The organism is Endozoicomonas sp. GU-1, assembly GCF_027366395.1.
GTDB lineage: Bacteria > Pseudomonadota > Gammaproteobacteria > Pseudomonadales > Endozoicomonadaceae > Endozoicomonas.
This window is the reverse complement of record NZ_CP114771.1, coordinates 259789-285065: the sequence shown is the minus strand read 5'-3', so window position 1 is coordinate 285065 and position 25277 is coordinate 259789. Positions and strand designations below refer to the sequence as shown.

The window sequence follows — 25277 nt, the reverse complement described above, 5'->3', positions numbered from 1 at the left end:
CTCACTGCCGCTACTCGGACTTTAGCTGCGCAGAGTCTTCATCGTGGCAACAGGAGGCCTGCTGTACCAAGCTTGGTTGCAAAGTAATGTATTGGCAACATTCATGTGACCATGGTTATACGTATTCTTCCCTGCGCTACTCAATTTATTGATCATCTCGATCAAGCCTTACGCCGTGCTCCGCAAGCTCAGCGACTGACTACCAAGCAACGCTATTTTCTGGCATTTGTCATTTCGGCAATGATTCTGACGCAGAAGCTCTGTTGGGCAACCATGGAACGTCGAAGCCTTGGCCAATACACATCAGCCGCCTTATGGTGGATGTTTTACCGATCCGAAATTGTCTGGCATCTACTGCTACGCATCAGTGTTCTCGTCATTATTGGCCGCTATGGTTTATCAGAGGGAAATCTTCTTATTGACGACACCGGGCGCTCACGATGCAAACGAACCAAAAAGATAGGCAAGACCCACAAGATTAGGGAGAAGAAGACCAGTGGTTATGTCAACGGTCAGGAGCTGGTCTTTCTGGTTTTACAAACCCCGCTGGTGACCATTCCCATTGACTTCCGGTTCTATATGCCTGACCCGAAGATGACCGAATGGCGGAAGAAAAGAGACTTGTTGAAAAAACAGGGAGTTCCTCCAAAGGATCGACCTCCCAAGCCAAAGCCCAACAGTGAGTACCCAACAAAACAGCTACTGGCGCTGGATTTGATTCAGGCCTTCCAACGCCACTTTCCTGATATAAACGTCACCGGCATCCTGGCGGACGCTCTCTATGGTGATGCCCATTTTATGGATGGAGCTTCCTCAGTCTTCTCGGGAACACAGGTTGTTAGCCAGCTCCGTTGGAACCAGACGGTGATCTACAAAAACAAAGAAGTTAATCTGAAGACCTATTTTGACAGTTATCTCGGGCCTGGCGTTAAAAAAACTCTGGTCATACGAGGAGGAAAGGAGCAAAAGGTGACGGTATTGTCTGCCCGTCTCAAGGTCAAAGCCCATGGGCAGAAGCGATTTATTATTGCTTTGAAATACGAGGGAGAGGACGACTATCGCTATCTGGCCGCCACGGATGTTTCCTGGCGTCATGATGATATTGCCCGGCTTCACACGCTGAGGTGGTTGATCGAGGTGTTCTTTGAGGACTGGAAACTTCATGAAGGCTGGTGCAACAGAGCCTTGCAGCAAGGCATTGAAGGGTCTGAGCGTGGCGTGATCCTGAGCGTGCTGTGTGACCATATGTTGCTCCTTCATCCTGAACAATCTGCCCGCTTGGAACACAAGCAGCCTGCGCTTACCGTTGGCTGTCTGGTCGAGAAGCTCAGAATCGATGCGTTGCTGGATATCATCCGGACAGTTGTGGATTCAGAAAATCCTCAGGAGCAGTTCAAGAAGCTGACGGAGTCTCTGGAAGACTACCGGCCAGTGAGAATATCCAGCAAGCATATGGCGGGCAGGGAGCTGGGGAGAATGATGCCAACTGCTTCACTCAAGTATCGTTTACCGGAATATCAAACACTTGTGCATTAGAAACTTGAGAGTCGAGTGAAAGAGATTGTTGACGTTGCCATTGATTATTTCACTACCAGTCACCCGACCACCGCCATCCTCTTCGTCCGTCAGACGCTGGCTTTCAAAAAGTTTCACGTCATCATTTGTAATTGCCATATCAAATCCTTTTAAACAGGCTCAACTGTCAGCAAGCGCAGGGTTAAAAAATAGAAGTCATCGTCAGTAGGATAGGCTGCGGTCATCACCTGCTCGGCCTCGACGGGAGCACCACTGCTGCGATCAAAGATAACGGTAAAGGTGCGATTGTCAGGAAGGGTAAGGTCAAAGCTTAATCCAGCCGATTTTGAAAGCGCCAGAAGTGATTTTACCGTTTGCCGGGTTACCCACCCCGCCTCGCCTTTACCTGAGAGCGTAATTGGCCTGCCTTGCTTTAACTGCCCTTCCTGAACAAGTAAAGCGCCAGTAAGACTCCGCTCGGTGGATTGCTCAACCGGGTTCCAGCGAAACTCATCAATCCAGAGCAAATCATCAGGCAGTGCTATTGTATCCAGCTGCATGATCTCTTCCCTTAAACTATATATTCATCATCCAGCAACACATCGCTGTCCGTTTCTATCCATACTTTTGCGCCACAAGGTTCACATGAATCCGTTTCTTCATACCGTCTTCATCCCTGCCGCTTGCAATGCATTGAGTAGTGCAGACTCGTCGCCTGAATCGACCCCGACATTTACACTGCCACCCGGATATTCCAGTCTGATTATTCTTTGCGGAGTCTGCCTTGCTGTTTCCGGTAATGATGATCCTGGCGACTGCTGACTTGTTTGTCGGGCAGCGCTCTGCTGGTCTTCCCGCCTCTGCTTTATCTGCTCCTGATAAATGGCATCACTGACCCGGATCGCTTCGGTTAAATTCTTAACCGCCTCTGTATTGCCAGAATCCTGCGCCGCTGAACGCTGCTCCTTCAATTCGTCCTGCTGGCTTTCATAGCGCCGCCTGTCAATATCCGCCTGCCTGCCTTGCAGCCGATCCAGCTCGTCCTGCAGGGAGCTCAAGGTATCCCGAGAGGTCTCCCCCAAGGATTGCATGCTTTCCTCTGCCTGCTCAATCTGGTCGTTCAAACGGCTCAGGTCAGATTCATTCAGCAACTTCATGGTGCCTGCTGCATCCTTGCCTTGCCGAGCAAAGGATGCTGCTGAAATATCGCCCTGCTCGTAGCTTTGAATCAATTCCTCCAGCGCAATTTTCTGTTCCAGAAATTGTTGTTTTATATAAGCAGCATCAATGGACGTTTCATTAAACCAACGGCCAATACCTGTCGGATCAAAGCTATTGGCAGCACTTTGCAAATCACTAATCCGCTGTCTTGTTTCTGCCAACTCAGTTTGAAGCTCCGCAATACTGCCCGTGGCCTTATCCGTATTTACGCTGCCAACGCCCTGCTGCATGGCGATAAAAGAATCATGCGCCGCCGCACTCATACCCTGAAGCTCAGCAGTTATAGCGTTGTAATGGCCAGCCATCACGCCTGCGATAGACTGAGCACTTTCAAAGGATTGAGCTTGCTTGTCCCCGGCCTCCTCTGCCGCATCGCCAGTTCCTTCAATGCTGTCAGAAGTATTGTCTGCCTCGGCCTTCAGCTTTGCCAGCTTACGACGACTGGCTTCTGTAGCCTCGTAATATTCCTCTGCTGACAACGTACCTAACGAGAAGGCTTCTGCCAGCGCCACCCCGAGACTGGCCAGCTCAGTCCGGGTTTCCGATGCATTAACCTGACTGATGGCATCCGAAGCATCCTCAAAGTGACTTTTAACCGTTTCGGCAGTATCAGCAGCCGATTCCTCCACCTTCTTTTGACCATCGACTATTTCATCTGCGAAATTTTGCCAGAGCAATTTCTGGCTCTTGGTCATGGTCTTGGCCGAATCCTCCGCAGCCTTTGCCGCTGCTTTGCTTTCATCGGCAAAGCTGTTGTATACGCCGCTCAGCGCATCCCGGACATCCTTGGCATCCTCAACCGTCTGTTTGGCAAACTCCTTGGTCAGGCCGCCGAGAAAGTCTGTGGTGCCCTTCAGCTTTTCAGTTTTCAGCAATGCCTTCAAAGCCCAAGGCATCCGCTGATTCCTGCCAAACCCTGACAATGCCGTATATCAACCCGGTATAGACTGTGGCAAAGCCTTTAACAATCGCTGTGAAGGTATTGAAAAAGCCCTTTACCGTAGAGCTGGTGAAATCGAAAGCAGTCCGCAGCGCCGCCATCGCTTCCGTAATGGTGGCAAAGCCAGATTTAATACTGGTAACAAAGCCATCGATGGAGGCACCAGCAAAGGCATGCTTGATGGTTTCCCCCATGGCAACGAAGGCACCACTGATCCGTTTGGCCAGCTCAGTCAGCTGACCATTGCCATTCATCCGCTCAATTTCGGCAGCGATGCCAGCCAAGGTGTCTTTGGCGTAATCCAGTGCCCCGCTCTTGGCTACCTCCACTGCAAACTGCTGCCAGCTGTCCTTCAGGTTACTGACATAACCCGACAGCAGACTCATGTTCTTAGCCGCAGCGCCCTCGGAAGATCGTCCGATTTCGAGAATCAGCTCCCGCATAACATCCCGGCCAATCTGACCTGCCGAGGACAGTTTTTGCAGCTCCTGAACGTTTTTCCCGGTTACCTTCGCCAGCAAATCCCACACCGGGATGCCCCGCTCAACCATCTGCAGAATCTCTTCGCCCTGCAGCTTTTGCTTCGCCCATGCCTGACCGACTGCCAAGGAGATGCCGTTTAAGCGATCCATGCCGCCGCCAAGCTTGGAGGCTTGATCCACCAGCGCCTGCATGGTGCCATCCATAGGATCAAGGCCGAAGGCTTTCAGCCGAACGAAGGCTTCCGACACTTCGTTCAGCTGATAAGGTGTGTTCCGGGTAAAATCCTTAATCCACTGGGTCGCTTCCTGAGCACCTTCTGCCGATCCAGTAATCGCCTCCATCTGAACGCTCAGCCGCTCAAATTGGTCACCTGCCTTGAGCACTCCCTCAATGCTTCGCTTTAAGGCATAAAGCCCGGTAGTCGCGGCTGCCAGCCCAAGAAAACGCCGGGTAAGCTTGCCGACGGATGTGCTGGCCGATTCGGCATCCTTGGCGGTTTTTTTCAGGTTGCTATTGCGTAGCGTTCTCGCTGTCTGCCGGGCGCTTTCATCCGCCCGCTTAAATGCTGTCCGGGTCTCGTTCAGCTGCTGTTCGAGCTTGGCCTGCTGCTGCTTCAGGTTTCTGGTCGATAACCCAGCAGAGGACATTGAGCTCCGAAGCTTGGCCAGCGCATCCCGTTGGCGATTGTATTCGGTATTGGCCTTCTTAACGTCTTTGCGGGCTTTTGCCATGGCCGTTTGCATGGCCTTGGTGGGCTTGTCGGTCTTGCCCATTTCCCGGCCAAGCCTGGCGACCTTATCTTCAGCCTCACGGAATGCACGACCGGCATCGTGGGTAGTATTGGCCTGCTTTTTAAAAGACGAAAGAAGCTTATTCTGGTTTTCCAGTTCCTCTAACTGGCCTTTCAGCTTATTCGCCTCTTGCCGGAAGGCATCCAGGGAAGCAGAAGATTTTTTAACATCCCTGGACAGTAAATCCTTGGCTTTCAGGACTAAGCGAATCGCGGATTGTTTGATTTTGGCCATAGTCTTTTATCAAAAAAAGCCCCTGCTCTTTTTAGGAGTCAGGGGCTGAATGGAAGGAAGCAAACGGTGGGTTACTGCGCCAGATCAATCTGCATAAAGGTACTCAGACCGGAGCCCTCAATGGTACTGTCTGCCAGTACATCCAGTTCAAGTGCGATAGCGGCAAAATCGTCTGAAATAAAATCAAGGTTCTGGACAGGCGAGAATTTCACCCGGTGCACCCGGATATTAAACGGCTTGCCATCCTGTGCATCGTTGAGGCCTTCCATGAACAGGACAAACTCTTTGCCCGATTCAATCAGGGCCTGAACCATATTGGTGGCCAGTGGGGTATAGCTCACTTTCACCCCCAGGTTATCAATGCCACCACCGCCAATGACCTTGATACCGGACTTGGTCAATTCATAATCATCCCCGGCAGTCAGGACAGTATCCAGATTGTCTTTAACCGTAACCGACTGCGACAGATCGGGAAGCTTGTCAAACGGGATAAGCTCGTCAGCAACGCCAAAGCTGGTATGAAGTTCATCTGTAACCACTGTCGTTGAACCGACTGCCACAGAACCACGCAAGGCCATTGACAGGTTGGCAGCGGTAAAGTCGTGTGCGGTCAGGCTGGCCGAGATAGAGGATATCCGACTGATGGTATTGCGGTTACCACCGCCGCCGAGATAGTTTTTCAGCTCTTTTTTATCTTCCTCGAAACTGAATTGAAACTGGCTGACATTGCCAACCGGCAGCAGGGGAGCGGAATCATCAGCGGGTTTGATGTAGATGCTTCCGGCACCGATAAAGCTACGGTCCATCGTAGACATGGCTTTTCTCCTATCCTGTAGGTCATGGGTTAATCATGGGAGGGTTTCACATGGTAGAACTGGTGTTTGAACAGCCCAATGTGCTCGGTACTGAGTTAGAAGCCTGCTGCCAGAGTCCGGTGACGGGCTTCTTTCGGGATGGGTTTTGCCATACCTGTCTGGAAGATTCCGGCAGTCATACGGTCTGCGCCCGAATGACCGATGAGTTCCTGCAATTTTCCCTGTCCAAAGGCAATGACCTCATTACACCTAATCCGGAGCTTGGCTTTCCTGGCCTGAAAGCCGGTGATCGCTGGTGCCTGTGTGCAGCCCGTTGGGCAGAGGCTCATGAGGCAGGTGTCGCCCCGCCCGTTTATCTGAATGCAACCAATAGGGCGGCACTGGAAATCGTTGAGCTGGCAACGCTAAAACAGTTGGCTGCTGATGAGCCTTAAAGTACGACCTCGATGCTCACTTGCAGGTCTGCAAACGACAGATGGGCATTGCTTGGCGCAATATCAAACTGGGTTTCACTGAATTGGATATTTCGGGCTTCTGGAGTGAAGCGTTGGCCGGTAGTGAATAGCTCACGAATGGAACGGGTTAAATCCAGCAGCGTGTATGTAGTGTCTTTGTTGGTTTTGGCCACGGCACTGATATTGAACGCCATCCGGTATTTTGCCCGTTGTCCCTGACGCTGTTCTTCATTAATGGATTCCAGCTGCACCAGAATAGCCGGTAGGTCTAAATCCTGTTCCTGGCCGGTGGCTGAATAACCCAGCAGAGTATGTTCAGAAACCTGTTTCAGCTGTTCCAGCAGGCTCTCAATAATCTGTCGTTCAGGGTTCGATGTTGAAGGCGATCTTGAAAGCATAGTTGAGTTCTTGATGGAGCAGTTCAGTAAACCGGTTTACCAGTAGAGGGCTGATTTTTGCCAGTGAGGTTTCAGCTTCCCTATCGATCCGGACGGTTTTCTTTTCCAGCGGCAAACCCATCCACATCCACCGGCCTGAGCGTTTGGACTGTTGGTAACGGTGTTGCCAGTTATCCTTTCGCTCAAAGATCAGTTCCCGGGAAGCATTGACCGGCTGCATCAAAAAACTGTTTTCCCAAAAACTGTGACTGCCTACCCGGACACCTCGCCGGGTTTGTCTTGGGTTACCCAGGCGATGGGCACCTACTTCATTAATGCCAATCCAGATGGTCAGGTAACGCTCTTTCTGCCGTAACTTTTATTGAGCCTTACCCGAATCCGGTTCAGTTCTTTCAGTACCTTTTGGGAGACTTTCATGCGTCGGGACATATCACGCAGCACTTGCCGTTCAGCCCAGCGGCTCAGTTTGGACAGGGTTCTTTGAATGGCTTGTTCTGTTTTTTCCGGGGACTGTTTGAACAGGGCGGTGAGTTCTTCAATATCGCCACTGACTTCCTGTTCAATAAGCATGGATATTCCATTTGGCTAAATAGCCATCGTCTTTCAGTTTTCGGTCGACTTCATAAACCTGACCATTGGCCAACAAGGTATCACCACGCTTCAGCCGGATAGCACTATCCACAGAGAGAACGGTGACTTCACCCTGGACAGCCTCATACTTGCCAAGCTCTACCAGTTCTTTATTGATAATGCCCCGGGTTTCCAGCGATGACTGATTTGAAAGTGTCAGTAAAACCGACTGCCCGAAGGTTGAGAGAATGGTGTGATCCATCACTTTGAAAGCTTCATCCATTGGAGCAGTCTCCTTGCTTGTGGGTTAGCTCATGGTCAGTTTGATCACTGCCCGTGGTCGTAGGTTGATCGGCAGTGGATTCGACTGGGTATGAACAATCACGCCCTTCTCAAAATCCATCACCTTCTGCTTGGCATAGCGTGGCAGGCCGATGGTGTTCACCGTTTCCACAAAATCTGCCGGCGCAAACCAGGTCCTGAAGATATCCGCCCCAGTCGGGTAGAGATAAGCCTCATTGGCGGCAACAAAGTCATTGCCACCCACTGAGCCCCGGTACTCTTCCCAATCAATATCCGCAAAACGGAACCGGCCCTTGGGATCGGTACGCAATGCTTCACCATCCTGCCAACGCTGGTAGGCTTCTTTTACTGACTTGTGGCCGACCAGCCCATCAAAGAAGTCAGAACCACAGAATGCATGAAGGCCGCTGTAGGGCAAGGCTCCCAACGCATCATCCACCAGACGACGGGCTTTAACACCCTGGGCACGAACGTCAGTGGTCGTGCTGCTGAACTTGAAGTCATGGGTTTGCTGAGTAACACCGAACTCATCAAACAGGTTGTAGAGTATGGTGCTGCCATCGCCATCCAGAATTTCACCCTTGAGGGCACCCATGCGCAGAAATTCCAGCGTCACCTCATGGTTGGCATTCATCTTTTGCAACCGCTGGTTCACGACAGCCTGCACTCCCTGCATGGCATCTTCACTACCAAACTGACGGACATTCTGCACTTCTGCTGCAAGAATCGTGCTATCGTGGGGAATATGGGTACCACAAAACTGCGCAACTGACGTTTATCGCCAATGGCCTGAGTGGCGGGTGCGCCACGCTCGGTAGAGGGCAGCAAGCGCAGCTCGCCATTAATGCTTTCCACCACGACGGTTGTGGTATTGACACCGCTCTCCTGAAAGAGTCCCAGTTGCCCAAGACGACCTGGTTTGTAGTCCATCTCATTGATGGTGGCGGTCAGACTGGTAAGGCTGAACGCATCGTCATTAAAAATATCCAGCATGTTATCGCTCCTTGATAACGGTAATAGGAATGTGTGAAGAAAGAGTTACAGCAGGAAATTCGGGAAGGGTTATTCACTGCGCAGGATAATATCCAGCCCGGCCAGTTGCTCTACGGCAGTCGCCTTTTGCTCGTCAGAAATACCAGCAGGCCAGATCAGCAAACTGTCCACCACTTCTGCCAGACGGGCGATAATCACACCGTCACCACCAGAGGCATCAGTCACCTTGCCAGCGTAGAGAATGCCTGCTGCGGTTTCAGTGCCATCAGAAGCATCTGGATCAAGGGGCTTGAATGCTCCGGTCGCCGATTCTTTGCCGACCACGGTGCCAGGCTCCATCGTCAGGTTCGCAGCGAATGGCACCTGCTCACGGCTGATGCTGTTATTGCCTTCAGACACCAGAAATTCACCGGTATAGACCGATTCCGTTTTTACACTCATGGGTAAAGTCCTTTTGGTTGGGGATATTATTAGACAGGGGTTAAGCGCGATTACGCCGACTGTAAATTGCCTGCGTATCTATGGCAGAAGTGGTGGGTTTCAGGCCTTGCTGTTTGGGCGTCAGGGCATTGTTGATGGTTTCATCTTCGGAAGTCAGCAATGCCAACAGGCTGTTCTGCACCTCGGATACCGAGCAGTCGTCTTTTATAAAATCCGCTGCCTTATCCGGGAAGTCTGCTGTTTGGCAAAGGTTCTTAATCTGGTCATAGCTGGCGAGTCGAGCCTTGACCTCATCTTCCGACAGTGCCGCTTTAAGAATTGCAGCGGTTTTTTCCGCATAACCAGCCTGACGACAAAGATCAGCAATAGCCACAGAATCAATTTGAGGTTGCGGCTCCACCGTCTGATTTTGCGGCGGAGTTGGCTCTGCCGGTTTTTTAGCTTGCTTGATACGTCCATAGCCATCCGGTGTATTACGGAACATGGAGAGATCAAAGCGGGCAGCGGCTTTCACCGGTTCATCAATCTGATCCACCAGGCCCATGTCCAGCGCTTCTTTGGCGGTGAACCAGGATTCAGACTCCATCAGTGCCTTCATATCCTCAAGGCTCTTGCCGGTTCTGGCGGTGTACGACACAGCAATACTGTCCGCGATCTTATCCATAATATCGGCGGTTTTGCGCATGGCTTCGGCATCACCCTGTGCCCAGCCATAGGGGTTATGGATCATCATCATGGCATTTTCAGCGATGGTGACCGTATCACCAGCCATGGCAATAACACTGGCAATGCTGGCCGCCAGCCCTTCGATGGTGACATGGATATTGGCTTTATGCAGACGCAGAGCGTTATAAATGGCAATGCCTTCGAACACCATGCCACCCCGACTGTTCAGGCGAACATTGATATCTGTAGCATCAAGGTTGCGGATCTGATCCACTACACTCTGTGCCGAAACGCCGTACCAGTCATCAATATCATCAAAGATAAACAATTCTGGTGTTTGGCTGGCTTCATTTTTAAAGGTGTACCACTGTCGGTTATGACTCATCCCTGTCATCCTTTTCTGGTTGATTGGTAGATTTGCTGTTTTCCGGATCACGGCCATCACTGTCGTACCTCAGTGAGTGGCTATCTGCCCGGCGATTATCGGCGGCGATTTCACCATCCATCTGTTCACTGTCATAACCCAGTTCGCTGACTACTTCAGATCGCGATTTAAATCCGCTTCTGACTGCCATTTTCTGAGCCTGCATATCCTGAACCGGATGCATATAGGGCCAGCCGTGGGCGATCCACTTCACCCGGCGGTAGGCTCGTGGTTTCTTGCCATAGTCCGGAATAGCTACCGAGCCATTCAGTACCGCCATATCCAGCCAGCGGTTCCAGACCGGCCGACAGAACTGAAAGATAATCTGGTTATGCTGAATCTGCTGAATACGGCGGCGGAACTCATTGATGATCAGGCGCAGTGCCCGGTCACTGACTCCCGCCATATCACCCGACAGCAGTTCATAAGGCAGGCCAATTCCGGCAGCAATGGCCATCAGCTGCTGCTTCATAAAATTGGGATAGTCTGCCGCAGTACCCGGTGGGTTATTGAACTCGACCTCTTCACCTGGCGCCAGCTCCTGCATGGTTCCTGGTTCCATCGCCACCATGGGAAGACCATTGTCGCCAAACACCAGCGGCTTGCCGGTCAAAGGATCAATAGGGTCTTGTTCGGGAGAGGGCTTCTTGATAAAGCCGGTAAACAGGTTAGCGATCTCCTGCCGTAATAGAGTGGCATCATCAAACTTATCCAGATGATAGAGCCTGACTAATACCTGGGTCAGTAATGGCTGGCCTCTCAGTTGTCCCGGTCGCAGGGCTTCAAATATATGCAGAACATTGTCGGCCTTCACCCGCACCAGTCTGGTGCTGTCAAAAGCAAACTCGGCTGGATGCTCCCGGTGAAAGAAATAAGCGACCCGCTTGCCTAGCTTGTTAAACTCAATCCCGGCCTTAATCACATGGCCATTATCCAGCGTCTCGTTATAGCTGATGGGGACAAACTCGGATTCCAGCACCTGCAGTTGCAGGGGAACGGATAAACCGTCTTCCGGCCTGCGGGGACGAAGCCTGACAAAGCACTCGCCACCTTCAAACATGGCACGGGTAATCAGCGATTGCTGACCGGTGAAACTCAGCAGACCATCAGCGTCCGATTCATCCGACCATTGCAGAAACAGGTTTTGCAGCTGCTCCCGTAAACCATCGTCGTCCACCAGTGACTTGGGGGTAATGCCACGGCCAATCACATTGCTCACCAGCTTTTCCAAACCACTGCTGGCCCAGGGATCATTGCGGATGGCGGCCCGGGAACGGTTAATCAGCTTGGAGAGATCAGCAGTGAGTGCGGTATTCGGGGAAAGTCCTGGTGCATACCAGCTTTTGGTTCGTCGTCCCATACCGGCAGCGGTATAGGCTGAGTTTTTGAAACGACGAAACAGGTTGGTGAGCAATCCCATGCTCAAACTCCCTTCGATGAATAAATACCATACTGCTTCGGGCGTTTTTGCTGCTTGACCAATTCCCGCTCAATGGCCTGCAGTCGCCTTTCCATTTCAGCAAAACTGCTGTACTCCACCTTCCGGCCTTCAAATTCCACAGTACGGGTCTCACGCAGCAGCACTGCCCGTTTCAGAGCCTGGTATTCTGTCTCGGTAATCATGGAAGTTATCTCTGAAGGTAGGAACTGCGGGATGAACGACGGAGTGTTTTTGGCTTGTTGCTGGTTTCTTCTAATTCAGGATCAGGCGTATCTTCTGGTGCCGGTCGGCCTTTGGCGAGTAGCTCCAGATTAATGCCCCGGTGCTGCTGAAGAATACGGATCGCGGCCAGTGAGTATACCCGGCAATCCAACGCCTCATTCCGGCGGTTTTTGGCATCCCAGGTAAAGTAAGGGACACCGAGCCGGTATTTCTTGATCTTTTCTTCTGCGGTGGCCTGCTTGAAATAATCTTCATCAAAGCAGTCCTTGATCGGCCAGTGGCAGTAGCCTTGCCCGGGTTCCAAGACCCGGTAACGCTGATAGACCAACTCCTTGGCGGTATCGGTGCCAACCAGCGTCAAATAGATCCCTTTCTTGTTTTTGGTTTTGGGGAACGTGGCGATAGGTTTGCCAGCCTGAGAGGAACCCTTAACCGGAATCGCCCAATCGGCTCCTTGCTTACGACAGAAGGCATACACTTCATCGGTGTAGTGACCACCAGAATCTATACAGACCTGAGCCACATTCATTTTGGTGCCATCCTGACGGGTATAAGTTTTGTGAAGCATATCTGCCAATGCATCCCAGATACCTTGTCGGGATAAGTCACCGTATAAACGGACATAATCAATAGACCAGCTTTCCTCTCCAGCTCCCCAGCCAGTCACTTCAAATTCAAAGCGGTCATCCTGAACATCACAACCAACCGTCAGAATCTCCACCCACCAAGGCACCTCTGCCGGATAATGCTCCCGTTGCTGGTAGAGCAAGGTATGTTCTACCGTTTCGCCTCTTTCCGTCCATGTCTCACCGAGGACAGTATTGGTCGAGTCTTTGAATTGCACGGGGTTGCTTTTGGCGGCGAGAAAGTCCTCTACTGCATTTTGCCAGCTGTACCAGCCGTTAGGGCTGTAAAGCGAACTCAGATGAAAACCGGCTACCTTGCTGCTTTTTTCATTTTCAGCTTGCCAATGGCCATTAGTGAGCAGTTTTGGTTTGTCTTTTTCATAGTGCTTATGACCACATTGCACACACTCAAACCGGGTGGTTGCCGGGTCATGGTTATCAAAAATGATCTGAGCCCAGACAATCGGCTGGTAGTGTCCACAGCTATTGCAGGGAACCAGATAGCGTCGTTTATCGCTGCTTTCATAAGCCGCTTCAATCTTGCTGGTCTCTGCAATATTGGGTGTGCTAACCATCAGGATTTTTCGGTTACGGCTGAAGGTTGCCGTGCGCTTGATGGCCAGATTGATGGGACTGCCCTCGCCATCCACATCATCGTCGTAGGCATCCACCTCATCCATAAACAGAAAACGGGCAGGCATCGAGCGCAGGCCTGCTGCTGAGTTGGCCCCGGTGAAGATCAAAACGCCATTGGGAAACTCTTTAGCAAAGTATTGCCGCTATCCCTGCTCCTGGGGTCTTTCACCTTCTCCCGAAGATCCGGCATTTCATCGATCATAGGAGCGATCCGCTGCTTTGATGTTCGCTTGGCCATATCCAGTGTTGGCAGCACATACATCATCGGACCCGGCGTATGGTCAATCACATAACCAAGCCAGTTATTGCCGCATTCGGTGCCGCCCACCTGGGCACCCTTCATAAACACCACCTGCTCAACAGGCGACGATGGTGACAGACAATCCATGATTTCTTTCAGATACGGTGTGCGGGAAGTTCGCCATCGGCCAGCTTCTTTGGTGGCTTTGGCAGGAAGAATCCGTTTCTGGTCAGCCCACTCGGAAACGGTCAGGCGGGTGTCCGGCCTCAGCCCTTTGAAGAAGCCTTCAAAATATGGGCTTTTGACTGACAGGCTATCAACCATTTAAGCAACCTTTGAAGAAACCTAATAATAGGTCTATTATTTGATCTATTAATCAACCGTAAAAGGAGCTAGTTATGGCCTCAGTCCATCCTATTCTCGCTGATGTCAGTGCCGGGATATCCGAACTCAAAAAAAACCCGATGGCCGTTCTGAAAGAAGCCAATGGTGAAACCGTGGCCATCCTGAATCGCAATCAGCCCGTGTTTTATGCAGTGCCAGCCCATGTTTATGAAGCTATGCTCGATGCTCTGGATGACCTGGAACTCGCAGCCATCGTTGAAGAACGCAAAAATGATGAGCGGATTCGGGTAAATATTGATGACCTATGAGCTGGATTTTTCTGCACTGGCATGGAAAGAATGGCAGAAACTTAACTCCACAGTGAGAGAACAGTTCAAAGCCAAGCTGCGTAAACGCTTGGAGAACCCTAAAGTTTCCAAAGATAAACTGTCCGGCCAGAAAGACTGCTACAAAATCAAACTGCGAAATTCGGGCTATCGGTTGGTTTATCAGGTCTTGGACGACGTTGTTGTAGTATTTGTGATCAGTGTCGGTAAACGAGAGCGAAGCGAAGCCTATAAAGCCGCTCAAAAACGACTACGGTAAAGCCATAGCATTAAGTATCGCTTCCAACTCCTCTTGAAGTAGCTCCCCCACTTTTCTTGGGTCATCCTCCGCCGCCAGCACATCCGCCATTCGATCAGGAATAGCCAGCAGTTCATCCCGAACAATCCGCCCCGCTTTGAACGCATCCTGCTTTACCTTGGCGGCATCGGTCAGGGTACCGCTTTTTTCTTCATACTCCAGCTTGGCCATCTTGGCCTTGAATGCTTCCCGCATGGTGCGGTCAGTGACAAAGTCAACGGCTCCCGGTTGTGCCGGTGCAAGATCGGTGGATTGATCGGAACGAATAAGCGTCACCGGGTCAGCATTAGCTTTCATTGCTTGTTCAGCCTGCACCGAATCCACCTTGCCATTTTTCAGTTTCACAATGCCCTTTTTGACCAGCTTGGTGACATAGCCTTTGGTAAAGCCCTGCCGCCTGGCAAATTCCGCTTGTGAAATCAGCGCCATGGGAAGTCATACCTACAGCCATCTCATTCAATATGGACATTTGTCTTAAATTTTCTCGACTTATCGTGGCCATCCCCTATAGAGCTACTGCGACAACAAAAAATGAATCAATAAAGGATGTAGTTATGAATGAAATTGCCACGTTAAATGATGCCGTGCGACAGTCATTGGTGAATCTGGAAGTGAAGAACAGTCTTGCCCTGATCAACTGCCGGTTTGAAATAGTGATGACCGCCAACCTGCAAAACACCATTGAGAACAAAGTCGGTTTGTTGAAAGCCGTTGCCGAATTTAACCACTTCAATGAGCAGAATGATCCCTATGGCGAACACGACTGTTTCCGATTCAAGTTTGAAGATGAATGGATCATTGCCAAGTTTGATTATTACGCCCCGGATATTGCTTATTCTGGGAAAATACCGGTTTTGTCCTCTATTACAAAAGTCTCGCTGAAGATAAATTCCACTGGCCAAAGCAAGCCGACGAGCTGGTGACGATCACAGGGCAACAAATGAACTGGCTGTTGGATGGATACGACATAAGCCTTATGAAACCCCATAAAAACAGGCATTATGACAGCTGTTTCTGATCCCTTTTTACGGCTCTTTCTGGTAAAATAGCGGGCATGAAATTGCTCTCTGACACCCCTGTTTTTAAGGCAAAACCAGGCATTACTGTGCCCGGATTTCAAGCCAAAAATACTGCTGATCTTGAAGCCTTGATAAAGGTCATTGATCAGCAGGCGGATGTCATTGAGAAAAAATCCTGTGTCATCGCTGAGCAAAAAAAGCGTATCGCCCTGTTGGAAGAGTATTTACGACTTGAGCGAGCCCGCCTTTATGGTCGTAGCTCTGAAAAGAGCAGCCAGCAGGGGGAAATCTTTGATGAAGCAGAGTTGGTTGATTGTGGTGAAGAAGTCCAGAATGAGGCTTCGGAAACAGAAAAGAAACATAAAAAGTCTCAAGGCCGTAGACCACTGTCGCCTTACCTGCCTCGCTTCCAGGAAAAAATAGAACTGAGTCCTGAAGAGAAAGAAGGGGCTATCGACACCTTCTTCAGCAAAGTCCGGGAAGAGCTGGACATCGTCCCTGCCAAGGTGAGAGTAAAAGAGATCCTTCAGGAGAAGGCGGTATTCCTGGAACCGCAAGACGACGATCAACCAGAAAGACGAATCATCAAAGCCGCTGAGTTACCCAGGCATCCTATTCCCAAGTCAGCAGTGACAACCTGCATGCTGGCCTACATCAATTGTTGCCAAGTTCTGTGATGCCCTGCCTTTGTACCGGCAGGAAAAAATCCTCGCCCGCTACGGTGGTTCGGTCACCCGCACGACTATGGCTAACTGGTTGATGCGTCTGTCCCGGCAACTACAGGGACTGATCAACCTGATGTACGACCATCAGCGGACAGGACGAGTGATTAATGCTGACAAAACCCGGATACAGGCACTTAAAGAACCCAGCAAGGCAATAACATCGGACAAATACATGTGGGTCACACTGGGTGGGCCACCGGGACAAACCGCCGTGTTGTTTGAATATGATCCTTCCCGAAGCAAGGAGGTTCCCCTGCGCCTGTTTGAAGGGTTCAGTGGTTACCTGCAAACGGATGGTTACAAAAGCTACGATGCAGTCTGCCGTCAGGAAGGCATAACGCAGCTTGGCTGTTTTGACCATGTGAGACGTAAATTCACCGATGCCCAAAAAGGTGAGACCAAACCAGGTAAGAAGGTAAAGGGCAATAAAGTCAGCAAGGCAGATGTAGCCCTGGGCAAAATCCGCAAGCTGTATGCCATTGAAGAAGAGATCAAAGGACTCACCGCAGCAGAGAAAAAAGTCCGCCGACAGGAAGACAGTAAGCCACTGCTTGATGACCTGCACCAGTGGCTACAGAAAAACGTCACCCGGCTGATACCGGATAGTCTTACCCATAAAGCCATGAGCTATGCCCTGAACCAGTGGTCAAAACTGGTGGTTTACTGTGAAGACGGACACCTCAACATTAGCAACTCGGCAGCTGAGAACGCTATCCGCCCCTTCGCTGTGGGTAGGCGTAACTGGCTCTTTGCTGATACCCCGAAAGGTGCCAAAGCGAGTGCAACCTACTACAGCCTGATCGAAAGCGCGAAGGCCAATGGGCTGGAACCGTTCGAATACCTGAGTCACATTTTGAAAGAACTGACTTATGCCGACACGGTTGAGAAACTGGAGCAGCTTCTGCCCTGGGCAGTGAAAGCATCTAAAGGATAAGTCGTAAAGTTTGGGCTGGCTATGAGGGTGGTTTTATTGGCGCTTACGCTCGAACTCATGTTGACCCGCCTGCGCCAGCATCATAATCCGATCAGGCATTTTGAAGATTATGAAAACGAAGTCCATGCTCTTTTTGCTCAGGCAGAGCGTGAGGTTCTTGCAAATGACCTGGCTTCACTCGACGTCGATGCACCAGCCATTGAGCTCAATGGCACCTGCTATCACCGGGCATTGTGCTGTTCTGCAACTTATCAGTCAGCTGTCGGCCCTGTCCGGGTTGCCCGTACACTGTACCGGCATGACAAAGAACCTTGCATTGTGCCCATGGAGCTTAAGGCAGGAATTGTTGAGGGGTTCTGGACACCGAGGGCCGCAAAGCAGGCAATATGGATGGTGGCACAAATGCCGCCTGGTGAAGCCAAAAGCCTCCTTGACCTTATGGGAAATATGACACCCCAGGAAAGCGCCCTGGCCAGGCTTCCCAGACAGTTCAATGATCAATGGGAACAACGTCGTGAGCCTTTCGAGTGCCTCCTCAGGGAAAGCATCAAAGTTCCCGAAAGAAGCTGCCACCGTGGCCGCTTCCCTGGATGGAGTGATGTTACCGATGAAAGATGGCAAACGTCAGGAAAAACGCGAGAAGAATAAATCCGAGGGCAAGCGCACCCGTGGTCCAGCCGGTTGTCAGGAGGCCAGTTGTGGAACCCTGTCGTTTTACGATGTTCAAGGTGAACGCCTGTCGACTATCAGGATGGGGCGGATGCCTGAAAGCAAGAAAGTTAGTCAGTGATGCCAGCCTTGATGGACACACCTATTTTGTTGGCAGTAAATTCGTTATCTCGCCAACTGAGCGTCTTGATACTCTTCCCGGCATCGCTGTCGGCAGAACAGATTCGACTGTAACCCTGGGTTCTGCCGAAGTTAAAACCGACATCACCTCCTATACTGCATCACTGGATGTGCGATTCCATCTTGAGCGGGGCCTTTGGCTAACAACAGGTTATGCATATCAGGATTACGATGAAAAACTATTTGATGAGAGCAACGTTTTTAACATTGGTGCTGAATATGTAGTGAATGATGACTGGTCATTAGGCTTGGACTATCACACTACTTCAGATGATAACGTCACTCGTTTATTTGCCAAGGTATTCTATTAAACAATTAACCGGCCTCTTAACCGGAGGCTGGAATCAAATCAAAATTTCACCAGCCCGGACTTTATCTCTGGCAGTATCTGCATTTTAGATTCCCGTATTATTTACAAAACCGGGTAGACAATGCCCCTCCTGTTAAAACCATCCTGTAGCATGACATCCGTGCTATCATGTTAATATGATCGTTTCTTTCAGAGATAAGGCCACTGAGGATTTGTTTTGCCTGAAGCGACTCTGGTCCGGCTGATGTTGAAATCACGGATTACCATTAGGAGGCAATGATGACGCGTATTCCAACCAACCGGGCACCCACTCATCCTGGCGAAATGTTGCGGGAGGAGTTTCTACTGCCAATGAACATCACCCAGCGAGAGCTTGCTACAGCGATTCATGTCCCTTATCAGCGGGTCAATGAGCTGGTCAATGGCAAACGGGGGCTTACCCCAAGTACAGCCCTGCGCCTTGCCCGTTTTTTTGGCATGTCCGCCGACTTCTGGCTAAACCTCCAGCAACGATGGGATCTGTTCAGGGTGCAACAGGCTGAGCAGGATGATATTGAGCGTATAGAACCCGCCCAACAACAACAATAACAGCAGGCCTGAAATTTTCGCCTTTATACCAGAGAACTTCTAAAGGTTATTGTTCGATAGTACGATGAAAGATTATCAAACCTCATGGAACGAGATAATGAAAATAACAGAAAGAACCCAAGCCGCCAGAGGAGTTTACGCGGAAGCGTTGCAGTCCCACAAAGGCCCTATGAAAAAAATGAAGGCTCTGGCCAGTGCTGCGAATTGCTTCTTTGACAGTCGGAAAGTACAAAACTGGCAAGCATCGAATACAGCCACTATTACTCAGGCTCCCACAGCTCAGGAGTCAGAAGAGCTGGTAAAGACAAATATCAAAGAGCGCACCGCAGCTCCCTCAGATATGCAGGCTGAATTAAAATCGGTATTGGCAAAAAGAGCATTAACCGGGGAATCGCAGGGCAGTGACAGCAAGGCTGAATATGATTCTGCCGGTACAAAAGAAGACGATCAGGAAGTGTCTGTTACGGAACCAGAGAAAATAACCAAACAGTCTGAATCCGCAGACGACAAACTTATACCCGACGAGGTGGAAAGGCTTAATCACCAGGCTGCGCGTGACAAAATTAAAGTTCGCCCAAAGCGCAGACCCCCTACCCGCAACCCTGGCCGTCACTGATGGACAAAAGGCAGGGCTTTAAATTATGAGCGTTTAGAAGAAAAGCGACTGCTGATAAAGAAATGCTTATACAGTTGGCACATCAGTTAATCATCCGCTCCACAGGCGGACCTCCTGTTGATTACAGGATCAACCGAAAAGGCAATCGTTATACCATTAAGATCGGTGGTGGCCCGGTTATCCGGGCAATACTAAAAGAAGCCTTCGAGAAACAAGAAAATCTACTGGCACCATCAGCAACCTCTCCCCCCTGATAGGAAGTGATTGTTCGCTATCCGCAAGCACCTGAAGCAGATAAAACAACAGGATGGGAAAAATCGAACAACAGGAAATCCTGACATTAAACCCAACACAAATGTGACAATCGTTCAAAGAGCACTGCTGACGGCGAAATAGAAACCATCGTGAAAGAAAGTATTGTCAATAATGAACTTTTCTACAATTAGATAGTCATAATCTGTAATTCAACAATTACACACTTCAATAAATTGATGAATCTCCATAACAACCTGCCTTCTTTTGATATTGCTTTTGAAGAGCTTTATCATGACATTTTAGTTGAACCGCCATGTCAAGACAGTAGGCATGAAAAACAATTTACGCATCAAGGTATATCTGTTCAGGTACTACCCTCTTATTCTGTTTTCAATAGTCAGTCAGATATAGACCAGAATGAGGCCACTGATTTTAATTCATTGAGTGTATATGATATTGAAGTACTAACACCAGATGTTTCATCAGACTCATTATTAAAAGACATGCTTGAGGTGACAGAATACACTTCCGGCGAATGTAGACCCTGGAATTCTGGTAGTAAAAACGTTAATGATGAACCATCATCAATACCACACACCAACTCCATTCAACCTTTCTTAACGGGGACCGAGCCTGAGATTGAGAAACCCATGCCAGCGCACTATTCAAATACGGGTTATCAATTAACTGACTTACCAGCCATACTCTCAGACCCTCAAGATTTACCAGCAGATGCTGTAGTTAACCCGCTAAACCAGTACCAAACGACAAGTGATAACCAGTGTACTCCGGCAGAAGCATTGACTGATGCTAACGCTTCAATAGTTGCATGCCAAAGTGTGTGCAGAAAGCCTTGCCAAAGTGAGAGTCGCAAAGATCCCACTTACATGCAGCAGCTCAGGAAGCGCCAAAGGGAGTGGGTAAGAGAGCGTCGCAAAGATCCCGTTTATGCAGAGCGCCAAAGGGAGCAGGCAAGGGAGCGTCGTAAAGATCCCGTTTATGCAGAGCGCCTTAGGAAGCGGGCAAGGGAGTGGGCAAGGGAACGTCGCAAAGATCCTGTTTATGCAGAGCGCCAAAGGGAGCGGGCAAGGGAGTGGGCAAGGGAACGTCGGAAAGATCCCGCCCATGTCGAGCGCCAAAGGGAGCTGGCAAGAAAGCGGGAAAAGGAGCGTCGGAAAGACCCCGCTTATGCAGAGCGGGCAAGGAAGTGGGCGAAGGAGTGGGCGAGGGAGTATCGGAAAGATCCCGCCAATGTAGAGCGCCAAAGGAAACGCCGCATAGATTTGGCAAGGGATCGTCGCAACAGGGTGAGCATCCTGATGCACCTGAGGAAGCGGCAAGAGGCGCTTGAAAGTAAACTTCAAAAGGACTCCTGATGAAGAGAGGAAATTTTATAGGAGGGAGTAGTCCGAAGGCCTAACTCAATAATTCAATAAATCAATGGACAACTGCAACAACTCGCCTACATTTAATCTTGACTTTTATGATCTTTATTTTGGTTCAGGGGGTTTATTTAATCAAGAAGATCAATTTTGTAAACCTGAACAAGAGCCTGCCTACCAAGGCATGCCTGTTCAGGCTATGGACACACCTCTTTCTGTTTACCATAGCTCTTCAAACATTCAGAAAAATAACGTTAAGCCTCTTAATCCACTGCATGATTATATAATTGAACCTGCGGACCAATCGAATCAGGAAGACCAGTTAACAGATCTTGCCATAAGCTCTGAGCCAAAAGACGTACAACCAGTGGGTGAAGTTAACCGGCCAAACCTGAACCGGGCATCCAGGGCAGAAGACATTGCCGAAGGTAACTCTTCAATAGTTGAACGACAGAGGGCATTTTACAAAGATCACACGTACGCCAGGCAGCACAAAAGAGTGCGACAAAAACAGCACCTGAACGAACAACAAAGGCAGCGCCAAAGGGATCGCAAAAAGGCTCAGCAAAGGGACCGTAAAAGGGAGCTTCGCAGAGATCCAATTTACGCAGAGCTGGAAAGAGAACACAAAAGGCAGCGTATTCAGAATGATCCTGATTTCGCTGAGCGCCAAAGGGCGCACAGAAGGCGGGTTCATAAAAAATCCCGCTTACGCAGAGCATTGAAGGACTCACAGAAGGGTGTTCCATAAGTAAGGAACTTTAACAGGATTTAGATGCATTAACTACAAACACACTGCGAGTCAATCTTGCACCCATATCCAACCACTCTCTTATTAAATAAGGTCTGCCATCCTTATTTATTGTCCTGAGTAATCCATCGTTCAGCTCTTCGTGTATATCAAAACAAACCTCCGCACCCAGTTCGAGGAGACATCTAGCAGAATCAGGACGATTATTAAGGATTTTTGTTAGGAGCATTGCATTAAGATCAGCCTGACTGTAAGGGTTGTTTGCACCGCAACTCACCCATTCTTTTACAGCATGGGGATTATTACCTGCCGCATAACTCTGGGCGGCAAGATTTATAAATTGATTGGTTTTATCAGTTTTTTTGGCACCCAGTTCCAGCCAATGCTTAAATTGCAAAATGCTATTTTCCTGGGCAACCCTTTCCAGATTTGAATCAAGAATTGTTTGAAATTCAGGTTTAATATCCGCACCAGCTTGTTTTAAAAAGATAACTTCTGTCGAGTCAGGTCTATCTTCATGAAGCTTACTGGCCAGAAGATCGTCAAGTTGTTGCTGAAGATTTTCTATGGTGGCCCCCATTGCCACACAATCTTTTACGTCAGACACATCTTTTTGCTGCAGGGATTGTTTTAACCATTCATTTAATTTCAGTTGAACGTTAGTATCTATCGAAGCTCCCAGATCGCACCATTCTTTCGCTTTATCCACTGTAGTAGCTGTTTTTAAACCTTCATTAAGTTTCTGCTGAAGGTCGGGTATCATTGCCCCCAGAGACAACCAGTCTCCGGCAAGAACGGGCTCATTACTCTTTATCATTCTTTCCAGGCCTGAATTCAGTTTATTTGTGACTTTAGCATCTATTTTCGCCCCAATATCCAGCCATACTTTCGCATGAAATGGATTTGGATTATCTTTAGCAAACTCTCGATTCAAGCCGCCATTTATTTTGCGTTGAATATCATAACCATACAACCCTGAAGTATTGAGAACCACTTTTAATACACTCGGCAACTCCAGGTCTTCTATTAGAGGAACAGGAACATATTGACAGTTAGTAATAGTATCGAACTTTTTATTAACATAACTGATTGAATATTCCTCAAGTGATTTAACATGAATTTTTTCTAATTCACCAACAAGATATTTAGATAATTCCGGAGTTATATCATCAGAATCCTTGTTTAACTCTTTATACAATATCCCCTGAATACATTCTCGATAAGCTACATTACCAAGCATTATTGCCACCCTGTCATATTAATTTTTGAGTAATAATTGATACATAAGCACAGATAAGGTATTTGCCAAAAAACCGGTAAATACCTTTTTCAGTCAGCTATAAAAACTTTTGTGAGTGAAATCTTAAGTGATCCTCAATAAACGTGGCAATAAAATGATAGGAATGATCATATCCCTCCTGCATCCTTATGGTCATTGGATACCCTGTGTCTGCAACTGCTTTTTTTAATACATCCAGGCGCAACTGTTCGTGCAAAAAGGTATCCCTGCTGCCCTGATCCACCAGTGTTGGAACCACTACAGGTGATCTTTTCAACAGCTCGCAGGCATCATAGTGTTTCCATTGCTCGCGATCATTACCAAGATAGCCCATAAATGCTTTTTGTCCCCATGGCGCATTGACCGGATTGCAGATCGGACTGAAAGCAGACACCGATGAGTAACGGTCAGGGTTGCGCAAAGCAATCACCAGCGCACCATGACCGCCCATGGAATGGCCAGCAATACTCCGTTTATCATTTACAGGAAAGTGCTGTTCAATGAGTTCTGGCAGCTCAGAAACCACATAATCATACATTTGATAGTACTGACGCCACGGCTGTCGGGTAGCATTCACATAAAACCCGGCACCAAGCCCGAAGTCGTAGGCAGCATCAGGATCATCCGGAACGTCATCCCCCCTGGGACTGGTATCCGGTGCAACAATGGCAATGCCCAACTCTGAAGCTACCCGCTGGGCTCCCGACTTCTGCATAAAATTCTCATCGGTACAGGTCAGCCCGGACAACCAGTACAGAACGGGCACCGTTTGGCTCTGGCTCTCAGGAGGCAGATAGATGGCAAAACGCATGTTGCAGTTAAGGGTTTGTGACTCGTGGGTGTACTGTTTATGCCAGCCACCAAACAGCTTATTACTGCTGATATTTTCCAAAGACATGGACCTTGCTCAATACGGGGCAGGCTTTACTGAAAAAACCGTAAAGCCCCAGTGAAAAAAAATAACCGATGGTACAGTTATTGCCGGTAATGAATCACAGAGCGAATACTCTCCCCCTGATGCATCAGATCAAACGCCCTGTTGATCTCCTCCAAGGCCATGGTATGGGTGATAAAGTCATCAAGCCTGAATTCACCCGCCAAATATTGCTCGACAATGCCCGGCAGCTCAGAACGGCCTTTCACCCCTCCAAATGCGGATCCACGCCATACACGCCCGGTCACCAGCTGGAATGGGCGGGTGGCTATTTCCTGGCCAGCACCGGCAACGCCGATGATGACCGACTCCCCCCAGCCTTTGTGACAGCACTCAAGTGCAGAACGCATGACGTTAACATTTCCGATACACTCAAAGGAAAAGTCAACACCACCATCGGTCATCTCGACGATCACCTCCTGAATCGGTTTATCAACCAATGTTGAATTGACACAGTCAGTGGCTCCCAGCTTTCTGGCCAGTTCAAATTTTTTCTCATTAATATCAACCCCGATAATCCTGCCAGCACCGGCCATTCTGGCACCAATGATGGCCGATAGACCAATACCGCCAAGACCAAAGACGGCAACGGTGTCCCCGGGCTGAACCTTTGCGGTCTTTAATACCGCACCCATACCGGTAGTGACTCCGCAACCCAGCAGACAGACTTCTTCCAGCGGTGCATCAGGGCTGACTTTTGCCAGTGAAATTTCGGGTAACACAGTATACTCGGAAAATGTCGAACAGCCCATGTAGTGATAAATGGGCTGACCCTCTTTATAAAATCGGGTCGTACCATCGGGCATCAGCCCCCTTCCCTGGGTTTCACGTATTTTCTGGCAGAGGTTGGTTTTACCTGAACGGCAAAATTTACACTCACCACACTCCGGTGTGTAGAGTGGAATGACATGATCACCAACGGCAACACTGGTCACGCCCTCCCCCACCTGTTCGACAATCCCGCCACCCTCATGACCAAGAATGGCAGGAAATACCCCCTCCGGGTCATCACCGGACAAGGTAAAGGCATCGGTATGGCAAACACCTGTAGCAACGATGCGAACCAGCACCTCGCCAGCCTTTGGTAACATCACATCGACTTCTTCGATCGACAACGGCTGGCCTGCCCCCCAGGCAATGGCCGCTTTTGATTTAATAAATTGATCGGACATTACTATTCCCCAATATCGCTTATTGTTAGACCACTACCGAAAACCGTAGCTGAAACCAACAGTTTAACAATGGCAGGAG

The 25277-nt window shown here is 49.4% G+C and carries 31 protein-coding genes and 3 pseudogenes; 14 read left to right on the top strand and 20 right to left on the bottom strand.

Annotated elements, in window-relative coordinates; all coding sequences use genetic code 11:
* The first annotated feature begins 111 nt into the window (after positions 1-111).
* Positions 112-1536: a transposase gene (locus tag O3276_RS01370; protein ID WP_269672517.1), complete on the top strand. Its 1425-nt coding sequence runs from the start codon at positions 112-114 to the stop codon at positions 1534-1536.
* Here O3276_RS01370 and O3276_RS01365 read toward each other — a convergent pair.
* The 5 genes from O3276_RS01365 to O3276_RS01345 form a co-directional block, all read right to left on the bottom strand.
* Entirely contained in the window at positions 1507-1674 is a 168-nt protein-coding gene (locus tag O3276_RS01365) for a hypothetical protein (RefSeq protein ID WP_269674018.1), read from the bottom strand. The genes O3276_RS01370 and O3276_RS01365 overlap by 30 nt on opposite strands.
* 11 nt (positions 1675-1685) lie before the next feature.
* Positions 1686-2075, bottom strand: a complete 390-nt coding sequence (locus tag O3276_RS01360) for a hypothetical protein (RefSeq protein WP_269674017.1) — start codon at positions 2073-2075, stop codon at positions 1686-1688.
* A gap of 99 nt (positions 2076-2174) precedes the next feature.
* Positions 2175-3632 carry a hypothetical protein gene (locus O3276_RS01355; protein ID WP_269674016.1) on the bottom strand — a complete coding sequence of 486 codons (1458 nt, stop codon included), beginning with the start codon at positions 3630-3632 and terminating at the stop codon, positions 2175-2177.
* Entirely contained in the window at positions 3598-5184 is a 1587-nt protein-coding gene (locus tag O3276_RS01350; protein ID WP_269674015.1) for a tape measure protein, read from the bottom strand. Before O3276_RS01350 ends, O3276_RS01355 begins: the two co-directional genes overlap by 35 nt.
* 71 nt (positions 5185-5255) lie before the next feature.
* Entirely contained in the window at positions 5256-5999 is a 744-nt protein-coding gene (locus O3276_RS01345; protein ID WP_269674014.1) for a phage tail tube protein, read from the bottom strand.
* A gap of 35 nt (positions 6000-6034) precedes the next feature.
* On the opposite strand from O3276_RS01345, the gene O3276_RS01340 reads away from it, so the two are divergent.
* A complete protein-coding gene (locus tag O3276_RS01340) occupies positions 6035-6433 on the top strand; it encodes a DUF2237 family protein (protein ID WP_241693514.1) in 399 nt (132 codons plus the stop codon).
* Here the strand turns inward: O3276_RS01340 and O3276_RS01335 are convergent.
* The 11 genes and pseudogenes from O3276_RS01335 to O3276_RS25365 form a co-directional block, all read right to left on the bottom strand.
* Positions 6430-6852, bottom strand: a complete 423-nt coding sequence (locus O3276_RS01335) for a phage tail terminator family protein (protein ID WP_269674013.1) — start codon at positions 6850-6852, stop codon at positions 6430-6432. The genes O3276_RS01340 and O3276_RS01335 overlap by 4 nt on opposite strands.
* Positions 6818-7072, bottom strand: coding sequence for a hypothetical protein (locus tag O3276_RS01330; protein WP_269674012.1), 255 nt, complete (start codon positions 7070-7072; stop codon positions 6818-6820). Before O3276_RS01330 ends, O3276_RS01335 begins: the two co-directional genes overlap by 35 nt.
* A gap of 110 nt (positions 7073-7182) precedes the next feature.
* A complete protein-coding gene (locus O3276_RS01325; RefSeq protein WP_269674011.1) occupies positions 7183-7422 on the bottom strand; it encodes a hypothetical protein in 240 nt (79 codons plus the stop codon).
* A complete protein-coding gene (locus O3276_RS01320; protein ID WP_269674010.1) occupies positions 7412-7705 on the bottom strand; it encodes a head-tail joining protein in 294 nt (97 codons plus the stop codon). Before O3276_RS01320 ends, O3276_RS01325 begins: the two co-directional genes overlap by 11 nt.
* 24 nt (positions 7706-7729) lie before the next feature.
* Positions 7730-8655, bottom strand: a pseudogene (locus tag O3276_RS01315) (major capsid protein).
* A 132-nt stretch (positions 8656-8787) separates the two neighbouring features.
* A complete protein-coding gene (locus O3276_RS01310; protein WP_269674009.1) occupies positions 8788-9159 on the bottom strand; it encodes a head decoration protein in 372 nt (123 codons plus the stop codon).
* Between the two features lie 40 nt (positions 9160-9199).
* Positions 9200-10210 carry a head maturation protease, ClpP-related gene (locus O3276_RS01305; RefSeq protein ID WP_269674008.1) on the bottom strand — a complete coding sequence of 337 codons (1011 nt, stop codon included), beginning with the start codon at positions 10208-10210 and terminating at the stop codon, positions 9200-9202.
* The gene (locus tag O3276_RS01300; protein WP_269674007.1) at positions 10200-11669 is read right to left on the bottom strand and encodes a phage portal protein; all 1470 of its coding nucleotides are present in this window, start codon (positions 11667-11669) and stop codon (positions 10200-10202) included. The genes O3276_RS01305 and O3276_RS01300 overlap by 11 nt, the downstream gene beginning before the upstream one ends.
* Before the next feature lie 2 nt (positions 11670-11671).
* The gene (locus O3276_RS01295) at positions 11672-11872 is read right to left on the bottom strand and encodes a phage head-tail joining protein (protein WP_269674006.1); all 201 of its coding nucleotides are present in this window, start codon (positions 11870-11872) and stop codon (positions 11672-11674) included.
* Positions 11873-11877: 5 nt separating this feature from the next.
* The gene (locus tag O3276_RS25370) at positions 11878-12942 is read right to left on the bottom strand and encodes a terminase gpA endonuclease subunit (RefSeq protein WP_332328238.1); all 1065 of its coding nucleotides are present in this window, start codon (positions 12940-12942) and stop codon (positions 11878-11880) included.
* Positions 12940-13562 (bottom strand): annotated as a pseudogene (locus O3276_RS25365) (phage terminase large subunit family protein); the annotation flags it as partial. The gene O3276_RS25370 and the pseudogene O3276_RS25365, both read right to left, overlap by 3 nt.
* Before the next feature lie 251 nt (positions 13563-13813).
* Here O3276_RS25365 and O3276_RS01285 point away from each other — a divergent pair.
* Complete coding sequence (locus O3276_RS01285; protein WP_163373296.1) at positions 13814-14068, top strand: type II toxin-antitoxin system Phd/YefM family antitoxin; 255 nt, start codon at positions 13814-13816, stop codon at positions 14066-14068.
* On the top strand, positions 14058-14345 hold the full coding sequence (locus O3276_RS01280; RefSeq protein ID WP_163373295.1) for a type II toxin-antitoxin system RelE family toxin: 288 nt from the start codon (positions 14058-14060) through the stop codon (positions 14343-14345). The genes O3276_RS01285 and O3276_RS01280 overlap by 11 nt, the downstream gene beginning before the upstream one ends.
* On the opposite strand, the gene O3276_RS01275 is transcribed toward O3276_RS01280, so the two are convergent.
* Positions 14337-14813: a hypothetical protein gene (locus O3276_RS01275; protein ID WP_269674005.1), complete on the bottom strand. Its 477-nt coding sequence runs from the start codon at positions 14811-14813 to the stop codon at positions 14337-14339. The genes O3276_RS01280 and O3276_RS01275 overlap by 9 nt on opposite strands.
* A 32-nt stretch (positions 14814-14845) precedes the next feature.
* On the opposite strand from O3276_RS01275, the gene O3276_RS01270 reads away from it, so the two are divergent.
* The 10 genes and pseudogenes from O3276_RS01270 (at position 14846) to O3276_RS01230 (ending at position 21813) form a co-directional block, all read left to right on the top strand.
* Positions 14846-15307: a DUF3768 domain-containing protein gene (locus tag O3276_RS01270; protein WP_442876554.1), complete on the top strand. Its 462-nt coding sequence runs from the start codon at positions 14846-14848 to the stop codon at positions 15305-15307.
* Positions 15274-15402, top strand: a pseudogene (locus O3276_RS25605) (hypothetical protein); the annotation flags it as partial. The gene O3276_RS01270 and the pseudogene O3276_RS25605, both read left to right, overlap by 34 nt.
* 36 nt (positions 15403-15438) lie before the next feature.
* Positions 15439-16080 carry an IS66 family transposase gene (locus O3276_RS01265; protein WP_269674003.1) on the top strand — a complete coding sequence of 214 codons (642 nt, stop codon included), beginning with the start codon at positions 15439-15441 and terminating at the stop codon, positions 16078-16080.
* Positions 16081-16090: 10 nt separating this feature from the next.
* A complete protein-coding gene (gene tnpC / locus O3276_RS01260; RefSeq protein WP_269674002.1) occupies positions 16091-17062 on the top strand; it encodes an IS66 family transposase in 972 nt (323 codons plus the stop codon).
* A gap of 36 nt (positions 17063-17098) precedes the next feature.
* Positions 17099-17710, top strand: coding sequence for a hypothetical protein (locus O3276_RS01255; protein WP_269674001.1), 612 nt, complete (start codon positions 17099-17101; stop codon positions 17708-17710).
* A 50-nt stretch (positions 17711-17760) separates the two neighbouring features.
* Positions 17761-18222: a hypothetical protein gene (locus tag O3276_RS01250; RefSeq protein WP_269674000.1), complete on the top strand. Its 462-nt coding sequence runs from the start codon at positions 17761-17763 to the stop codon at positions 18220-18222.
* A 275-nt stretch (positions 18223-18497) separates the two neighbouring features.
* Positions 18498-18809: a HigA family addiction module antitoxin gene (locus O3276_RS01245; RefSeq protein ID WP_269673999.1), complete on the top strand. Its 312-nt coding sequence runs from the start codon at positions 18498-18500 to the stop codon at positions 18807-18809.
* 97 nt (positions 18810-18906) lie between these two features.
* Positions 18907-19425, top strand: a complete 519-nt coding sequence (locus tag O3276_RS01240; RefSeq protein ID WP_269673998.1) for a hypothetical protein — start codon at positions 18907-18909, stop codon at positions 19423-19425.
* A 1142-nt stretch (positions 19426-20567) separates the two neighbouring features.
* Positions 20568-21056, top strand: a complete 489-nt coding sequence (locus O3276_RS01235; protein ID WP_269673997.1) for a hypothetical protein — start codon at positions 20568-20570, stop codon at positions 21054-21056.
* Between the two features lie 190 nt (positions 21057-21246).
* Positions 21247-21813, top strand: coding sequence for a hypothetical protein (locus O3276_RS01230; RefSeq protein ID WP_269673996.1), 567 nt, complete (start codon positions 21247-21249; stop codon positions 21811-21813).
* Positions 21814-21823: 10 nt separating this feature from the next.
* Here O3276_RS01230 and O3276_RS01225 read toward each other — a convergent pair whose 3' ends face one another.
* From O3276_RS01225 to O3276_RS01215, 3 genes are all read right to left on the bottom strand, one after another.
* Positions 21824-23053, bottom strand: a complete 1230-nt coding sequence (locus O3276_RS01225; RefSeq protein WP_269673995.1) for a hypothetical protein — start codon at positions 23051-23053, stop codon at positions 21824-21826.
* A gap of 97 nt (positions 23054-23150) precedes the next feature.
* Positions 23151-23990, bottom strand: coding sequence for an S-formylglutathione hydrolase (fghA, locus tag O3276_RS01220; RefSeq protein WP_269673994.1), 840 nt, complete (start codon positions 23988-23990; stop codon positions 23151-23153).
* 77 nt (positions 23991-24067) lie between these two features.
* The gene (locus O3276_RS01215; RefSeq protein WP_269673993.1) at positions 24068-25198 is read right to left on the bottom strand and encodes an S-(hydroxymethyl)glutathione dehydrogenase/class III alcohol dehydrogenase; all 1131 of its coding nucleotides are present in this window, start codon (positions 25196-25198) and stop codon (positions 24068-24070) included.
* Positions 25199-25277 lie beyond the last annotated feature (79 nt).

Coding starts and splice junctions, on each gene's coding strand:
- O3276_RS01370 (WP_269672517.1), top strand. CDS start 112: ATGGTTATACGTATTCTTCCCTGCGCTACTCAATTTATTGATCATCTC.
- O3276_RS01365 (WP_269674018.1), bottom strand. CDS start 1,674: ATGGCAATTACAAATGATGACGTGAAACTTTTTGAAAGCCAGCGTCTG.
- O3276_RS01360 (WP_269674017.1), bottom strand. CDS start 2,075: ATGCAGCTGGATACAATAGCACTGCCTGATGATTTGCTCTGGATTGAT.
- O3276_RS01355 (WP_269674016.1), bottom strand. CDS start 3,632: ATGCCTTGGGCTTTGAAGGCATTGCTGAAAACTGAAAAGCTGAAGGGC.
- O3276_RS01350 (WP_269674015.1), bottom strand. CDS start 5,184: ATGGCCAAAATCAAACAATCCGCGATTCGCTTAGTCCTGAAAGCCAAG.
- O3276_RS01345 (WP_269674014.1), bottom strand. CDS start 5,999: ATGTCTACGATGGACCGTAGCTTTATCGGTGCCGGAAGCATCTACATC.
- O3276_RS01340 (WP_241693514.1), top strand. CDS start 6,035: ATGGGAGGGTTTCACATGGTAGAACTGGTGTTTGAACAGCCCAATGTG.
- O3276_RS01335 (WP_269674013.1), bottom strand. CDS start 6,852: ATGCTTTCAAGATCGCCTTCAACATCGAACCCTGAACGACAGATTATT.
- O3276_RS01330 (WP_269674012.1), bottom strand. CDS start 7,072: ATGCAGCCGGTCAATGCTTCCCGGGAACTGATCTTTGAGCGAAAGGAT.
- O3276_RS01325 (WP_269674011.1), bottom strand. CDS start 7,422: ATGCTTATTGAACAGGAAGTCAGTGGCGATATTGAAGAACTCACCGCC.
- O3276_RS01320 (WP_269674010.1), bottom strand. CDS start 7,705: ATGGATGAAGCTTTCAAAGTGATGGATCACACCATTCTCTCAACCTTC.
- O3276_RS01310 (WP_269674009.1), bottom strand. CDS start 9,159: ATGAGTGTAAAAACGGAATCGGTCTATACCGGTGAATTTCTGGTGTCT.
- O3276_RS01305 (WP_269674008.1), bottom strand. CDS start 10,210: ATGAGTCATAACCGACAGTGGTACACCTTTAAAAATGAAGCCAGCCAA.
- O3276_RS01300 (WP_269674007.1), bottom strand. CDS start 11,669: ATGGGATTGCTCACCAACCTGTTTCGTCGTTTCAAAAACTCAGCCTAT.
- O3276_RS01295 (WP_269674006.1), bottom strand. CDS start 11,872: ATGATTACCGAGACAGAATACCAGGCTCTGAAACGGGCAGTGCTGCTG.
- O3276_RS01285 (WP_163373296.1), top strand. CDS start 13,814: ATGGCCTCAGTCCATCCTATTCTCGCTGATGTCAGTGCCGGGATATCC.
- O3276_RS01280 (WP_163373295.1), top strand. CDS start 14,058: ATGACCTATGAGCTGGATTTTTCTGCACTGGCATGGAAAGAATGGCAG.
- O3276_RS01275 (WP_269674005.1), bottom strand. CDS start 14,813: ATGGCGCTGATTTCACAAGCGGAATTTGCCAGGCGGCAGGGCTTTACC.
- O3276_RS01270 (WP_442876554.1), top strand. CDS start 14,846: ATGGACATTTGTCTTAAATTTTCTCGACTTATCGTGGCCATCCCCTAT.
- O3276_RS01265 (WP_269674003.1), top strand. CDS start 15,439: ATGAAATTGCTCTCTGACACCCCTGTTTTTAAGGCAAAACCAGGCATT.
- O3276_RS01245 (WP_269673999.1), top strand. CDS start 18,498: ATGATGACGCGTATTCCAACCAACCGGGCACCCACTCATCCTGGCGAA.
- O3276_RS01240 (WP_269673998.1), top strand. CDS start 18,907: ATGAAAATAACAGAAAGAACCCAAGCCGCCAGAGGAGTTTACGCGGAA.
- O3276_RS01235 (WP_269673997.1), top strand. CDS start 20,568: ATGCAGCAGCTCAGGAAGCGCCAAAGGGAGTGGGTAAGAGAGCGTCGC.
- O3276_RS01230 (WP_269673996.1), top strand. CDS start 21,247: ATGCCTGTTCAGGCTATGGACACACCTCTTTCTGTTTACCATAGCTCT.
- O3276_RS01225 (WP_269673995.1), bottom strand. CDS start 23,053: ATGCTTGGTAATGTAGCTTATCGAGAATGTATTCAGGGGATATTGTAT.
- fghA (WP_269673994.1), bottom strand. CDS start 23,990: ATGTCTTTGGAAAATATCAGCAGTAATAAGCTGTTTGGTGGCTGGCAT.
- O3276_RS01215 (WP_269673993.1), bottom strand. CDS start 25,198: ATGTCCGATCAATTTATTAAATCAAAAGCGGCCATTGCCTGGGGGGCA.